General features: G+C 67.1%; 10 protein-coding genes. 3 read left to right on the top strand and 7 right to left on the bottom strand.

Going from position 1 to position 14,847, the window contains the following annotated elements:
* Nucleotides 1–38: 38 nt before the first annotated feature.
* Nucleotides 39–1,208, top strand: a complete 1,170-nt coding sequence (gene fabV, locus OG876_RS25530; protein WP_328519162.1) for an enoyl-[acyl-carrier-protein] reductase FabV — start codon at nucleotides 39–41, stop codon at nucleotides 1,206–1,208.
* A gap of 331 nt (nucleotides 1,209–1,539) precedes the next feature.
* On the opposite strand, the gene OG876_RS25525 is transcribed toward fabV, so the two are convergent.
* Complete coding sequence (locus tag OG876_RS25525) at nucleotides 1,540–2,091, bottom strand: CGNR zinc finger domain-containing protein (RefSeq protein ID WP_328519161.1); 552 nt, start codon at nucleotides 2,089–2,091, stop codon at nucleotides 1,540–1,542.
* A 128-nt stretch (nucleotides 2,092–2,219) separates the two neighbouring features.
* Between OG876_RS25525 and OG876_RS25520 the strand changes: the two genes are divergently transcribed.
* Nucleotides 2,220–3,431, top strand: coding sequence for an MFS transporter (locus tag OG876_RS25520; RefSeq protein ID WP_328519160.1), 1,212 nt, complete (start codon nucleotides 2,220–2,222; stop codon nucleotides 3,429–3,431).
* On the opposite strand, the gene OG876_RS25515 is transcribed toward OG876_RS25520, so the two are convergent.
* The gene (locus tag OG876_RS25515; protein WP_328519159.1) at nucleotides 3,418–5,919 is read right to left on the bottom strand and encodes a DEAD/DEAH box helicase; all 2,502 of its coding nucleotides are present in this window, start codon (nucleotides 5,917–5,919) and stop codon (nucleotides 3,418–3,420) included. The two genes, OG876_RS25520 and OG876_RS25515, sit on opposite strands and share 14 nt — an antisense overlap.
* A 366-nt stretch (nucleotides 5,920–6,285) precedes the next feature.
* On the opposite strand from OG876_RS25515, the gene OG876_RS25510 reads away from it, so the two are divergent.
* Complete coding sequence (locus OG876_RS25510; protein ID WP_328519158.1) at nucleotides 6,286–7,341, top strand: SGNH/GDSL hydrolase family protein; 1,056 nt, start codon at nucleotides 6,286–6,288, stop codon at nucleotides 7,339–7,341.
* Nucleotides 7,342–7,413: 72 nt separating this feature from the next.
* Here OG876_RS25510 and OG876_RS25505 read toward each other — a convergent pair whose 3' ends face one another.
* From OG876_RS25505 to OG876_RS25485, 5 genes are all read right to left on the bottom strand, one after another.
* Nucleotides 7,414–9,027: an extracellular solute-binding protein gene (locus OG876_RS25505; RefSeq protein ID WP_328519157.1), complete on the bottom strand. Its 1,614-nt coding sequence runs from the start codon at nucleotides 9,025–9,027 to the stop codon at nucleotides 7,414–7,416.
* Nucleotides 9,028–9,029: 2 nt separating this feature from the next.
* Entirely contained in the window at nucleotides 9,030–9,962 is a 933-nt protein-coding gene (locus tag OG876_RS25500) for a carbohydrate ABC transporter permease (RefSeq protein WP_328519156.1), read from the bottom strand.
* Entirely contained in the window at nucleotides 9,959–10,825 is an 867-nt protein-coding gene (locus OG876_RS25495) for an ABC transporter permease (protein ID WP_328519155.1), read from the bottom strand. The genes OG876_RS25500 and OG876_RS25495 overlap by 4 nt, the downstream gene beginning before the upstream one ends.
* Nucleotides 10,826–11,135: 310 nt before the next feature.
* Nucleotides 11,136–12,980 (bottom strand): right-handed parallel beta-helix repeat-containing protein, encoded by a 1,845-nt coding sequence (locus OG876_RS25490; protein ID WP_328519154.1) that lies wholly within the window; start codon nucleotides 12,978–12,980, stop codon nucleotides 11,136–11,138.
* Between the two features lie 5 nt (nucleotides 12,981–12,985).
* Nucleotides 12,986–14,845 (bottom strand): right-handed parallel beta-helix repeat-containing protein, encoded by a 1,860-nt coding sequence (locus OG876_RS25485; protein ID WP_328519153.1) that lies wholly within the window; start codon nucleotides 14,843–14,845, stop codon nucleotides 12,986–12,988.
* Between the last annotated feature and the right edge of the window lie 2 nt (nucleotides 14,846–14,847).

Here is a 14,847-nt window from a genome sequence, read left to right as displayed (position 1 = left end):
GCCCTGCGGAGCCGATCCGGCGGGTTAGGGTCTTCGGCATGAGTGAGCGCGTGATCAAGCCCGTAGGCCGTGGATTCCTGTTCCTGGACTCACATCCAGCCGGATGTGCCCAACTGGTCCGCGACCTGGCCGCCCAAGTCGATCGCCGTACGCCGGAACGCCGCACGGCACTCGTGATCGGCTCCAGTTCCGGCTACGGGTTGGCGACGACGATCGCCGGGCTCGCGCGCTACGGGATCGATGGGGTCGGAGTGTCCTTCGAGAAGGCGCCTACCGCCCGTCGTACTGCGACCGCCGGTTGGTATCGGACGGCCGAGACCGCGGCGCTCGCTGCCGAGCTCGGGAGCTCGTTTGCCTTCGTGAACGCGGATGCCTTCGCGGATACCACGAAGGCCGAGGTGCTCGATCTGATCGCCGAGCGGTTCGGGGGGATCGACCACTTGATCTACAGCGTGGCCGCACCTCGCCGGGTGGATCCGCGGAACGGGGAGACGTACCAGTCGGCGATCAAGGCGATCGGGGCCGCGCACACCACCAAGAGCCTCGCCTTCGACGACGGCCAACCGGTCCTCCAAGAGGTCGGCATCGAGGTCGCGACAGACGACGAGATTGCGCAGACCGTGAAGGTGATGGGCGGCGAGGACTGGGGTCGCTGGGTCGAGGCCCTGTCCGAGCGAGGTCTGCTCAAGCCGGGCTTCAACACGGTCGCTCTCACCTACATCGGCTCCGACCTGACCGGCCCGATCTACCGCCAGGGCTCGATCGGCGCCGCGAAGGCCGACCTCGAACAGACCGCCCTCACCTTGAGCAAGGACGGCGTCCAGGCGATGACCTCGGTCAACGGCGCCGCCGTCACCCAGGCATCCTCCGCGATCCCCGGCATCGGGCTCTACGTCAGCCTCCTGCACAACGTCCTCGGCGACGACCTGCAGTCCCCGATCCAGCAGTCGATCGCGCTCTGGGACCAGCTCACCGGCGCGACCCCACTGGACCTCGACGACGAGGGCCGGATCAGGCTCGACCGCTGGGAGCTGACCGACGACGTCCAGTCCGCCGTCCGCGACCGCTGGGAGTCCGCCACCCAGGACAACATCACCCAGGTCGCCGACACAGCCTGGTTCCTCGCCGAAGTCCGCCGCCTCTACGGCTTCGACGTCCCCACCACCAACTACGAATCCCCCACCGAAGTAGACACCCCCTGGCCCTAACCCACGCCCCCAGCCCCACCGCCTCAACCCCACCCGTCCCGGCCCTCGCCCCACCTAACTCAAGCACGCCCGGCGCTACCGACCCGGCCCGCGCCTTCCCTCGCCCCACCCCTGGCACTCCGCCCCAACCCTCACCCCACCCGACACTCGGCCCCACCTAGCCAAGCGGGCCCGGCGCTGCCCACCCGACCCGTGGCTCCCCGGCCCCTCACTCCACCCGGCACTCGCCGCACCTGACCCAAGCACGCCTGGCCGTCGGCCTGGCCGGCCTCAACCCAACCAACCTCAGCCCGGCCCCGCGCTAGCCCGCCAGGCCACGGACCAGGTGGGTTTAGGTGCGGGCGCGGTAGTTTCGCATTTTGTTGCGGGCGCCGCAGAGTGACATCGTGCACCAGCGGCTGCGGCCTGCTGGGCTGCGGTCGTAGTAGACCCAGCGGCAGGTGTCGGCGGCGCATGCCTTGAGACGTGGCCACGTACCGGCTGCGACGGATGCGGTGATGTCCGCGGCCAACTGGGCGACGAGGGCTTGGACGTTGCGCAGCCCGTCGGCTGGACGGACCGTCGCACCGCCGTCGGCTGACAACGCCAACCGCAGCGGCGCCTCGGCGAGCAGCCGGTCGAGAACCGCCAGCGACTGCGCGGGTACGTCGACTCCCGCGTGAGCCTGGCAGACGTCGCGGACCGCCTCGCGAAGGGTCAGCACCTCCTCGAGATCGTCCCAGTTGAAGCGCAAACCAGGCAGCCCGTGGTCGGCACAGAACGCGCTCAGCTCCGCAGGCTTCGTCAGCGCGTCCTGCTCCATCTCCAGGTCGACCGTGTTGACCAGGTCCTGGACGAGCACCAGCGGCTCGGGGGCCGGACTGCGCTCACCTGGCTGAATCACGTTTGCCACGTTACCGCTCATGAGGCATGATCCGGTAACGGTTACCGGATAAGAGCTTGTATCGGTAACTATTCACGACGGCGGTAGCGATGGCGCGATGGCCGTTACCGGATGAGGCGGAGGTACTGGTGGACGGCGACTTCCGGCGGTTCTGGGCGGGCCACACGGTCTCTGCGGTCGGCACGCAGGTGACCGCGGTCGCGCTCCCGCTGACCGCGGCGCTCACGTTGGACGCGGGTGCGGCCGGGGTCAGCGCGATCGCGACCGCGAGCTATCTCCCGAGCGCGGTCCTCCCCCTGCTGGCCGGCCATTGGCTCGAGCGTCGGCGCAAGCGCGGCGTGATGATCGCGACCGACGTGATCCGGGCCGCCGCGGTCGCGGTCGTCCCGCTCGCCTGGGCATCCGGACATCTGACACTGCCGTTGCTGGTCGTCGTCGCGTTCCTCGTCGGCGCGGCGAGCGTGGTGTTCGACATCGCGTCATTCGCGTATCTGCCGGACTTCGTGCCCGAGGAGGACCTACCGGGAGCCAACCGCGCACTGCAGGGTTCGTCGACCGCAGCCCAGGTCGGCGGCCCTGGCGTGTCCGGTCTTCTCGTCCAACTCCTCGGTCCGGCCATCGCACTACTCGTCGACGCCGCCTCCTACCTGGCCAGCGCGACCGGCATCGCCTCAGCACGACGCGCTGAACCCACACCGCACGCGACCGACGAGCGAGCCGGCTTGTGGGAAGGCGTGCGACAGCTCAAGGTGAGCCCGTTCCTCAGGTCCCTGACCGCGCACGCCGCCCTGTACAACGCATCAGCGCAGATCCTCGTCGTCAACCTGGTCATCCTCGCCGTGAAGGAACGTGGACTGTCCGCCGGCGGCTACGGCGTCGCCCTGAGCGCGGGCGGCGCCGGCGCTTTCGTCGGCGCGATGCTGGGCCTCCGCCTCGCCAAGCGACTCGGCTACGGCCGCGCCTTCGGCACCTCACTCATCCTGTCCACCGGACTCCCACTCCTGCTGGCCTTCCTACCCGGCCACGGACTCCAGTACGGCGTACTCCTCGGAGCGGTCCAGTTCCTCGCCGGGATCGGCCTCGGCAGCGCGAACGTGTTGTCGGTGACGATCCGCCAGCTGCTCATCCCCCGCACAGCCCTTGCCCGCAGCAACGGCGCCTACCGCACGTTCACCTTCGGCGTCCTCCCGATCGGCGCCGCGATCGGCGGCGTACTCGGAAGCACCTTCGGCACCACCACGGCCGTTGCCGTCGGCACCATCGGCATCGCGCTGTCGTCCCTGCCCATGTTCGTGCGGGAAGTCCGGACCCTCGAGACGCCGGTGACTACAACGGTTTGAACGAGGCCAACTCGAGGACGAGGTCGCCGGCTTCGTCGGAGGCGGCGAGGTCCACGGAGGCGGTGATGCGCCAGTCGTGGTTGCCCTCGGGGTCGTCGATGATCTGCTGGACTTCCCAATAGCCGGGGTGTTCCTCGATCAGGAAGAGCGCCGGGCCGCGAGCAGCCGGGCCGGTGTTGACCACGTCGTGTTCGGCGTAGTACGCCGTACCAGCCTCGGCCCAGCGGCCCGCGTCCCAGCCTGCTTCGGCGTCGAGCTGACCGAGCTCGGCCCAGCGGTGCAGGGCGAGCAGCTCCACCCGGCGGAACATCGCGTTGCGAACAAGCACCCGGAAAGCCCTGGTGTTCAAGGTGATCCGGCGCGGGCCCGCCGGGACGACCTCGGCCTCCGGCTCGTCGGTGGGGTTGGTCAGCTCCTCCCACTCGTCGAGCAGGCTGGAGTCGGTCTGCCGGACCACTTCGCCCAGCCACTCGATCAGGTCGGTCAGATCCTCGTTCACCTTGTCCGGCGGAACGGTCTGCCGGAGCGCCTTGTAGGCGTCGCTCAGATAACGCAGTACGACGCCCTCGGAGCGCGCGAGACCGTAGAACCCGATGAACTCGCCGAACGTCATCGCCCGCTCGAACATGTCCCGGACCACCGCCTTCGGCGACAACCCGGCCTCCGCGATCCAGGGGTGGGTCTGCCGATACATCTCGAACGTTGCCTCGAGCAACTCATTGACCGGCTTCGGCCAGGTGACGTCCTCGAGCAGCTCCATCCGCTCGTCGTACTCGATGCCCTCGGCCTTCATCGCGTTCACGGCCTCACCGCGGGCGTGGTGCTCCTGCGCCCACAGCACGGCCCGCGGATCCTCCAGCGTCGCCTCGACGACCGAGACGACGTCGAGCGCGTACAGCGGATCCTCCGGATCGAGCAGATCCAGAGCGGCCAGTGCGAACGTCGACAGCGGCTGGTTGAGGCTGAAGTCCTTCTGCAGGTCGACGGTGAGGCGCAGCAGCCTGCCATTCTCGTCAGGCTCGTCAAGCCGCTCGACCACACCGGCGGTGACGAGCGTGCGGTAGATCTGGATCGCACGCCGGATCAACCGGACTTGGACCCTCGAGTCCTCATGGTTGTCACGCAGCAGGTGCCGCATGCTCTCGAACGCGTTGCCGTCGCGGGCAATGACGTTCAGCAGCATCGCGTGGCTGACCCGCATCCGCGACTGCAGCGCCTCGGGCTCGGCCGCGACCAGGCGGTCGAACGTGTCCTCGCCCCAGGTGACGAACCCCTCCGGCGGCTTCTTCCGCTGCACCTTGCGCTGCTTCTTCGGGTCGTCGCCCGCCTTGGCCAGCGCCTTCACGTTCTCCACCACGTGATCCGGCGCCTGGACGACGACCGTCCCCGAGGTGTCGTACCCGGCCCGGCCGGCCCGGCCCGCGATCTGGTGGAACTCCCGCGCCTTCAGGATCCGCTGCCGGCGTCCGTCGTACTTGCTCAGAGCGGTCAGTACGACGGTCCGGATCGGGACGTTGATGCCGACACCCAGGGTGTCGGTACCGCAGATGACCTTGAGCAGGCCGGCCTGGGCGAGCTGCTCGACCAAGCGGCGGTACTTCGGCAGCATGCCGGCGTGGTGGACACCGATGCCGTGCTTCACCAGCCGCTGCAGCGTGCGGCCGAAGCCCTTGCTGAACCGGAAGTGACCGATCAGCTCGTTGATCTTCTCCTTCTCCTCCTTCGAGGAGACGTTGATGCTCATCAGCGCCTGGGCGCGTTCGAGGGCGGCGGCCTGGGTGAAGTGGACGACATACACCGGGGCCTGATGGGTGGTGAGGAGCTCCTCGAGCGTCTCGTGCAGCGCGGTGGTGACGTACTTGTAGATCAGCGGCACCGGGCGTTCACCCGACGCAACGATCGCGGTCGGGCGGCCGGTCCGCCGGGACAGGTCGATCTTGAACCGCTCGACGTCGCCGAGGGTCGCGGACATCAGGACGAACTGGGCGTTCGGCAATTCCAGCAGCGGCACCTGCCACGCCCAGCCGCGATCGGGCTCGGAGTAGAAGTGGAACTCGTCCATCACCACCTGACCGACGTCGGCGGCCGAGCCTTCGCGCAGCGCGACGTTGGCGAGCACCTCGGCGGTGCAGCAGATGATGGGCGCGCCGGGGTTCACCGACGCGTCCCCGGTCAGCATCCCGACCTTGTCCGCCCCGAACACGTCACACAATGCGAAGAACTTCTCCGACACCAGAGCTTTGATCGGCGCCGTGTAGAACGTCCGCTGCCCGTGGGCCAGCGCCGCGAAGTGCGCCCCGGTGGCGACCAGACTCTTCCCCGACCCCGTCGGCGTCGACAGGATCACGTTCGACCCCGTCATCACCTCGATCAACGCCTCTTCCTGCGCCGGGTACAACGAGATCCCCTGCTCCCCCACCCAACGCGCGAACGCGTCGTACAGGTCGTCAGGCCCAGTCGTCCCCGGCAGTTGCTCAGTCAGCGTCATCGCCAACCATTGTCCCTTACCCGTGGGAACACCCGCCCGACCAGGTCACCAGTCCGGCTGGTCGTCCGGCGGCGCGGCGCCCACTTCCTCCTGTCGACCGCTCGGCTCAGCAATCGGGCCGCTCAGCGCTGAATTCTTTGCAAACGATTGCAGGCATGCTTATTCGGGGGTGACTTGATGGGCATGATGACTTCGTGGCGCCGGATGGGCGCGAGTTTCCTGGTGACGGCGGTGGGCGCGGCAGGCCTGGTGGGCGCCATGACGCCGGGCGGTGGCGGTGGCGGCGGCGGTGATGGTCGGAGTGGGTCTACGGAGGTGACTACGTGGGGTGCCAGTGACGATATTGCCGGGGGCACCTTGAACGACGTGACGGTGCGGAACATCCTGCGGACGAGTGTGGGTGGGAAGGACCTGCGGATCCGGGTGTCGAACGCGAACGGGGATCAGCCGTTGGTGACGGATTCGGTGTACGTCGGGCGGCAGGAGGCGGGTGCGGGCGTCGTACCGGGGTCCAGTCGGCGGTTGACGTTCGGCGGGAGTACGTCGGTGGAGATACCACCAGGGGCGATGGCGATCAGTGATCCGCTGCCGGGGCCGGTGCCGGCGCGGACGAGTTTGACGGTGAGTCTGCATGTGGTCGGGACCACCGGAGTGATCACCGCGCACAACCGGGCCATGCAGCACAGCTACAAGTCGACGTCCGGTGATCACGCGGCGGACGAGTCGGCGGCGGCGTACCAGACCGAGTCGTCAGCCTGGTACTTCGTCAACGCGGCGATCGTCGAGGCGCCGCGGCAGGTGGAGACGGTGGCGACGCTGGGCGATTCGATCACGTCATCGGTCGGTACGACGATCGACACGAACCGCAGGTGGCCGGACGTGCTGGCCGATCGGTACGGTCAGCTGCCTGAGCCTCGGCGGCTGGCGATCTCCAATGAAGGCATCTCGGGCAACCGGGTGCTCGGTGGGGTCGCGAAGGCCGGCAGTGCGGGGGCGAGTGCGTTGGCGCGGCTCGACAAGGATGTGTTGACGAAGCCCGGCGTACGCACGGTGTTGTTGCTCGAAGGGATCAACGACATCTACGCGGGTGCTACGTCCGATCAGCTGATCGCGGGGTATCGGCAGTTGATTGCGCGTGTCCATGCGTCCGGGCGGTGCATCGTCGGTGGGACGCTGACCCCTGTTGGTGGCTCCTTCGTCTACACCCCTGAGAAGGAGGCGACGCGGGAGGCCGTCAACCAGTTCATCCGCACGAGTGGTGAGTTCGACGGGGTGGTGGACTTCGACGCTGCCACGCGGGACCCCGCCGGTCCCACGCGCCTGCAAGCCGCGTACGACGGTGGTGACGGCCTCCACCCCAACGACGCCGGCAACCACGCGATGGGGAACGCGCCTGACCTGGACACCCTGCGCTGTAACTGAAAGATGAGCCGCGTGCACCGCCCTGTGGGCGGTGCACGCGGCGAGAAGACGCCGGGGGTACCGCAGGTGGGGTTACTTGCGGCCGTGGATGGACATGGCTTGTTCGTATTCGTGGCGGATGGCGTCGCCGCCGGATTTTCGCCAGTCGGCGTTGGCCTTGTCCCAGGCGGAGAGGTCGGCGCGGCCTAGCTGGATGTCCTTGGTGAGGGCATCGAAGCGGGTGTCGAAGACCTTGCCCTTGATCGACTGGGTCGGTGAGTAGAGGCCGTACGTCGGCTGCAGGATCGCGGTCGGGAGGATCGCCTTGAGGTGGTTGTACGCGACGTCGACCCCCTGGGGATGGCCCGGGAAGTAGACCGGATAGCCGCCGTCGGCCAGGTACTGGATCGGGAACTCACCCAGGCACACCTCGCTGCCGCCCGCCTCGGTCAGCTTCGGGTCCGTGCCGTTCAGCGTGTAGTGGCGCCCGGGCAGGCCGAACTTGCGGAACAGGTACTCCTCGGTCCCGAACGGCGCGGCCATCCAGTTCAGCACCCGGAGCAGCATCTTGGTCCGCTCCGGCGAGCTGGGCTTGATCGCCGCGATCGAGTTGTTCGGCGCGCCCAGCAGGAATCGGCCGACCTTCCCGGCGTGATCCCGGACCACGGGCAGTGCGATGGCGAAGTTCTTCGACACGCTGCGCCGGTAGAAGCTCTGGATCGACGAATACGTGTCCTGCGTCATCACCGCCGAACCCTGGCTGAACCAGACCTTCTGGTTGTTCTTCGAGACCCCGTCGGGATGGATCAGCCCGTCCTTCTGCATCTGCCGGGTGATCGAGATCATCTGCTTGTATTCGTCGAGCTCCCGGCCGTGCACCAGGCGGCCGTCGCGAACCTCCCAGACGTTCGGCAGCCCCAGCATCGCGCTCAGTGCCGCCGAGGGTGGGAGTGCGAACGCCCAGCGGTTCTTCTTCTCGTCCGTGACCGCCTTGGCGACCTTGATCAACTCGTCCACGCCGGGCGAACCGAGCTCGACCCCGAGCTGATCGAGGAGATCCTGCCGGGCGAGCAGCAGGTTGGACGACATCACGCCGCGCTGGATCGGAACCGCCCGGATCCCGCCGGAGAACACGCAGCCGCGCCAGGAGTCCGGCGCCAGGTTGGCCAGGAACGGGTACTCCAGGATCGCATCGCCGGACAGATGCTCGGTCAGGTCCTGCGCCCTGGCCTCGAGGAACTGCGGAAGGTAGGCGAACGTTCCGTCGACGTTGAACAGATCCCCGAGGGTGTCCCCGGCCACGGCCGTCGCGAACTTGTTGGGGTAGTCGGTCGCAGCGGTGATGGTCAGGTCCAGCGGTGAGCCGAGTCTCCGGTTCAGCTCCTGCCAGTACGGATTGCGATCGGCGGTCGGCGGGATCGGGTTCGACGTCGGCGCGGTGCCGGACAGGTCGGTGCCGTCTCCGGGTGCGCCGTCGGTGACCCGGGCCGGTTGAGCCGGGAACCGGTAGAAGCAGTCCGGCATCAGCGGATGGCTCCGTGGCAGGTCCGGCTTCGGTCCGGCGAACCGCCGGTACGTCGGCAACGTCACCGGCTTGTTCAGTGCGGCGATGTCGGTCGACCTGGTCACCGTCGAGCAGCCGCTCAGGACTCCGGCACCGGCGGCGGCCGCCAACGATCCGCCGAGCAGCGTTCTTCTGCTGATCATGGTCATCCCTTCACCGCCCCCGTGAGCATCCCCTTGGCGAAGTGCCGCTGCAGGAACGGATAGACGATCAGGATCGGCACCAACGAGACCACCAGGATCGCCATCTGGATCGACTCTTGCGGCGGCAGCTGATCGGCCGCCGCGCCGCCGAGATCACCACTGCTGAGCTCGGTGTTGTTGATCACGTACGTGCGCAGCACCAGCTGGAGTGGCCACTTCGCGGTGTCGTTGATGTAGAGCATCGCGTTGAAGAACGCGTTCCAGTACCCGACGGCATAGAACAGCCCGACCACCGCGAGCACCGCCCGGGACAGCGGGAGCACGATCGACCAGAAGATCCGGAAGTCGCCGGCGCCGTCGATCCGGGCCGAGTCGATCACCGAGTCGGGTATCCCCATGAAGAACGCACGGAGAACGATCACGTTGAACCCGTTGATCGCGGTCGGAAGGATCAGCGCCAGCAGCGAGTCGAGCAGCCCGAACTGCTTCACCACCAGGTAGTTCGGGATCAGCCCTGGGCTGAACAGGATGCTGAACAGCACGATCATCAGGATCGGCCGCTGCCCGAACGAGCCCGGGCGGCTCAGCGCATACGCCAGCATGGTGGACCCGGCCAGACTGATCAGCGTGCCGGCGAGGGTGATGAAGACGCTGACCAGCAACGCCCGCTGCACCACGCCGCCGTTGAAGATCGTCCGGTAGGCATCGAGGTTGAGGCCGTCCGGCCAGAGCACGAAGCCGCCGGAGTTGGTGACATGGGACTGGCTGGCGATGCTGGTCGAGATCACTCCGATGAACGGGATGATCACGAGCGCGCAGCACACCAGCAGCACGATGCCTTTGAGAGCTCGCGCGGGGATCGTGGGGACCTCGTCGATCGAGCTCCGTCCCCCGGCGGTACCGGAGGATCGGAGGAGATTCGTCTGTGTACTCATGGTTTGCGGTACACCCCCGCCTCACCGAAGATGTGCGCGACCTTGTTGGCGCCGATCACCAGGGCGACGCCGACCAGACCCTTCACCAGACCGACCGCGGCCGACACGCCCCATTGGCCGGCCAGTACGCCGTTGTTGTAGACGTAGGTGTCGAGGACTTCGCTGGCAGGTCTCCCGACCAGGTTCTGTTGCAAGATGATCTGCTCGAAGCCGACGGTGAGCGAATCGCCGAGCCGCAGGATCAGCAGCAGGATGATCAGGCTGCGGATCCCCGGCACAGTGACGTGCAACAACTGCCGCCAGCGCGAGGCTCCGTCGACCCGCGCGGCCTCGTACAGCCCGGGATCGATCTGCGTCAGCGCGGCCAGGAACAGGATCGTCGCCCAGCCGGTGTCCTTCCAGATCACCTGGCTGCTGAGCAGCGCGATGAAGCTGTCGGGGTTGCCAAGGAAGTCGATCGTGTCGATGCCGTGGGACCGCAGCGCGTTGTTGATCAGGCCGCTGCCGCCCAGGATCTGCTGGAAGATCGCGATCACGATGACCCAGGACAGGAAGTGCGGCAGATAGAGCACCGACTGGACGACGCGCTTGATCCGCTCCGACAGCAGGCTGTTCAGCAGCAACGCCAGCGCGATCGGCGCCGGGAAGACGAAGATCACCTGGACCAGCGTGATCAGCAGCGTGTTCTTGAGCGCGTTGAGGAACTCCGGGTCACCGTTGAAGATGACCGCGAAGTTGTCCAGACCGACCCACGCACTGCGGCCGAGCGGGACGAACGGCAGGTACTCCTGGAACGCGATCAGGTTGCCGAGCAACGGCAGGTAGTGGAAGGCGAGCAGCAGGACCAGACCAGGCAGTGCCATCAGCAGCAGCACTTTGTCCCGCCGGGCTCGCCCCCACCAGGAGAGCGGCTTGGCGCCGGAACTGAGTCTGGGTCTCTCGGTGGCGGAGTTGTCCGGGGGGCCGGAACCGCTGGAACCGGCTGGATCGATCGACTTGGTTCGGTTGGCTTCGGGGCTGAGAATTCCGTCTGCTCGGGCCACGCCTCACTCCCTGCGTCGTCGAAAGCCGCCCTCCCGTCTGGAGAGCGTTTTCCGTTCCCCCTTGTTCGATCTTGTCGCGTGTTGGGGAACGGCGCAGCTCGAACGGAGCGTCACGGTGCCAAACTGCGCGTCACGGCTTCTCGTAGGGGAAGGACGGCAGGACGCCGATCTGGTCGTACTGCATCCGGGAATCGTCGAATCCGGCCTCCCAGCTGACGTTGGCGAACGTGTCGCACGGTCCCGCGGACGGTCCGTGATAAGGGTCGCTCTCTGTGTTCGTCACCTTGATGTCCGAGAACGCGAATCCACAGCCGCCGAAGTCCATGTGCACGCCGTACGGCTTCGCGTCCGGCATCGACGGGTCCGCGTTCGCGTCGTCGACGATCAGCTGGGAGACGGCCGCGTCCGGTGTGTACGGCGGCTCGTTGCGTACGCCGTACGCGTAGAACGGACCGGTGTCACCGCTGTCCTGCGCGAGGTGCGACAAGCGGACGAACTCGACCGTGTTGCCACCGGTGTAGTTGTCGGCGTTCGGGATCTCGGGCCGGGACTCGATGCTGATGCCATACCGCGCGCCGTGCTCGACGACGGTGTGGCTGATCTCGTTCCGGCCGCTGTTCATGATCTCGACGCCGGCCGAGTCGCCCGCGACCAGCTCGCCGATGTGGTGGATGTAGTTGTTCGTGAAGGTGTTGCTATGGGCAACGTCTCCCTCGCCGGGCCACCCGCCCTCGACCTTGATCCCGTCGTTGCCGAGGTGCTCGAGCAGGCTGTCGGAGACCGTCGTCCGCTCGTTCGCGAACAGCAGCTCGATCGCGGTGAAGCCGGTCTGCCGGATGTGCAGCCGGGTCAGCTTCACCCCTCGGGTGTTGGTGAGCGTGATCGCGCCCCACCGGTTCCGCGGCAGCTCGATCTGGGTGTCGTACTTCGGGTACTTGTGCTTGATCCCGGAGTCGCCGGTGCCGTTCCAGCCGTAGCGGTACCAGTCCATGAAGTCGGTGTCCTGGATGGTCAGCCCGTCCAGCGTGAGGTCCTCCACCCGGCGGTTCGGCGAGGCGCCGGCCAGCGAGAAGACCTGTGTCTGCGTGGGCCGCAGCACGTGGACGCCGTCCATGGTTCCGCCGGCCGGCTTGTAGTACAGCGTCTTGGCCGGGTAGTCCAGGTAGTACTCACCCGCCTGGTCGAGCAGGCTGAGCGAGTTCTGCACGAAGTACCGCGAGCCGCCGCCGGAGTTGATGAACCCGTACCGCGCCGGGTAGACCAGCGTGGTCCGCTTCTTGGTGAAGTTGATGTCGAGCATCGGGATCGTGTCCGTGAACCACGACCACGAGCCGCCCGACCACACCGTCACCTGGGCCGGCCACGACGTACCGAGCCGGAGGTCCCAGGACGGGTCGATGTCGCCGGCGTTGAATCCGAGCTGGTCGTGCACCGCCTCCTTCGTCGGGTCGAAGAGCGTGGACCTCAGGTACGGCGCCCAGGCGTCATCCGACTGCCGATTCGGGTACCGCGCGGTGGTGGCCCGCTTGCCGTCGACGTACAGGCTGTAGAACGGCTGGGACACGTCGACCGGCGCCTTGAAGATGCCGTCCTTGTACGGCGTCCACCCGGTCACCTCCCGCCCAGCCTCGAAGACTGCCTTTCCCGGGCCGTCCACACTCCGGTAGACGACCCCGGAGTCGCGGTCGTCGAAGGTGATCGTCTTGTCCACCTGGTAGGTCCCGGCCTTCAGGTTCACCACCGGCTGACAGTCGCGACCGACCTGCTGGGAACGAAGGCTGTCGCGAGCATGCTCGACCGTCTTCCAGGGCTTCCGTTCGGTGCCGGCCGCCGCGTCGTTTCCACTCGGCGAGACCCACAACGCTGCGCACTTGTCCGCCCCGGCCGGGGCGGCGGCTCGCGCCGCCACCCCGCCGCCGAACACGAGCGCCGGAAGTGCGAGCCCGGTGAGCACTCCGCCGACGAATCCTCGCACCGCGATCACCGGCCCGCGACGTCGTACGGGAAGGTCGGCAGGACGCCGATCTTGTCGTACTCCATCTTGGACGCGTCGAAGCCGGCGACCCAGTCGGCGTTGGTCACGTCGTTGCACTGGTACGACTGGTACTTCTGGTCGGTCACCTTCCCGACCTGGACGTTGCTGAACGCGAAGCCGCAACCACCGGCGTCCATGTGGACCCCCCGGGTCCCGCCCGCGTCCGGCATCGACGGGTCGGGGATCACGTCGCCGATCACCAGTTGGTCGACGGTGTTCTGGATCGGATGCGGTTCCTGGTTGTCCACGCCGTACGTGTAGAAGGCGCCCATGTCGCCGCTGTCCAGGCCCATCTCCTCGAGCTTGATGTACTTGAAGGTGTTCCCGCTCGCATACTGGTCGCCGTCCTTGACCTCCGGCCGCGACTCCAGGCTGATGCCGTAGCGGGCGCTGTGCTTCACCTCGACGTTCGAGACGGTGTTGTCGCCGGTGTCCATCAGCTCGATCCCGGACGCGTCGCCCGGCACCAGTTCGCCGATGTGGTCGACGAAGACATTCGAGATCGTGTGATGGTTGCTCAGGTCACCTTCTCCGGGCCAGCCGCCCTCGACCTTGATGCCGTCGGCACCGATGTTCTCCAGCAGGCTGTCCGTGATCCGGGTGTGGTCGTTGGCGAACAGCAGATAGATCCCGGTGAACCCGGTGTCGGACAGATGCATCCGGGACAGGTCGATATTGCTCGTGTTCGTGAGCCGGATCGCGCCGAACCGGTTCCGCGGCATCTCGATCTGGCGGTCGTACTCGGGGTATTTGTGCTCGACCCCGGCGTCACCACCGGCGACCCAGCCGTTGCGGTACCAGCTGACGAAGTCGGAGTACTGCACCCCGAGCCCGTCGAACGTCACGTCGTGCAGCCGGTCCTGCGCCGACGTACCGGCCAGATCCAGCACGGTCTGCACCGTCGGCCGCAGCACGTGGACGCCGTCCATCGTGCCGCCGCGCGGCTTGTAGTAGACCTCGCCGGCCTTGTAGTCGAGGTGGTACTCCCCCGGCTGGTCGAGGAAGCTGAGCGAGTTCTGGAAGAAGTACCGGGAGCCGCCGTTGCTGTTGACCATCGCGTAGCGGGTCCAGTACTTCAGCGTCGTCTGGGTCTTCTTGAAGTTCGTGTCGAGCAGCGGGATCGTGTCGGTGAACCAGGACCACGACCCACCCGACCAGATCGTCACCGACGCCTGGCTCATGTCCCAGCTCGGGTCCCAGTCGCCCGGGTTCCCGTAGAGCCAGTTGTGCACGTCCATCTTGTCCTCTTCGTAGAGGACCGATCGCAGGTACGGCGACCAGGTGTCATCGGAGCCACGGTTCGGGTACCGGGCGTTGGTGGCCCGCTTGCCGTCCTCGAACAGCGTGTAGAACGGCTTGGACGGGTCGATCTTGGCCTTGTAGATGCCGTCCTGGTACGGCGTCCAGCCGGTGATCTCCTCGGCTCCGGACAGGGTCGCCTTGCCCGGGCCGTCGACACTTCGATAGATGACCCGGTGTCCGTTGAAACCGGAGTCGCGCTGGTCGAGCTGGACGGTCGACGAGACCGGGTAGTCGCCGGCCTTCAGGTTCACGGTGATGTCGCAGCTCATCCGGTGGTTGAGTTGCTTGGAACGGATCTCGTCGCGAGCCCGGGTGACGGTCTTCCACGGGCTGTTCTCGGTGCCCTTCGCGGAGTCGTTGCCGTCGGGTGCGACGTAGAAGCTGTCGCACTTGGCCGCACCGGCGGGCTGGGTGTCGAGCTGGACGGCCGCGACGGTCACCAGGGCCGTCGCGACCACTCCGGCGCCGACGCTGAACGCCGTACGTCGTGTCTTCTTGGACATTG

This window comes from Kribbella sp. NBC_00359 (assembly GCF_036097425.1).
In the GTDB taxonomy this organism is placed as follows: domain Bacteria; phylum Actinomycetota; class Actinomycetes; order Propionibacteriales; family Kribbellaceae; genus Kribbella.
This window is presented reverse-complemented; position numbering and strand designations above follow the sequence as displayed.

What these genes read in the sequence shown, in the direction of transcription:
- fabV (WP_328519162.1), top strand. Translation starts at nt 39, where the DNA reads ATGAGTGAGCGCGTGATCAAGCCCGTAGGCCGTGGATTCCTGTTCCTG.
- OG876_RS25515 (WP_328519159.1), bottom strand. Translation starts at nt 5,919, where the DNA reads ATGACGCTGACTGAGCAACTGCCGGGGACGACTGGGCCTGACGACCTG.
- OG876_RS25505 (WP_328519157.1), bottom strand. Translation starts at nt 9,027, where the DNA reads ATGATCAGCAGAAGAACGCTGCTCGGCGGATCGTTGGCGGCCGCCGCC.
- OG876_RS25500 (WP_328519156.1), bottom strand. Translation starts at nt 9,962, where the DNA reads ATGAGTACACAGACGAATCTCCTCCGATCCTCCGGTACCGCCGGGGGA.
- OG876_RS25495 (WP_328519155.1), bottom strand. Translation starts at nt 10,825, where the DNA reads ATGGCACTGCCTGGTCTGGTCCTGCTGCTCGCCTTCCACTACCTGCCG.
- OG876_RS25485 (WP_328519153.1), bottom strand. Translation starts at nt 14,845, where the DNA reads ATGTCCAAGAAGACACGACGTACGGCGTTCAGCGTCGGCGCCGGAGTG.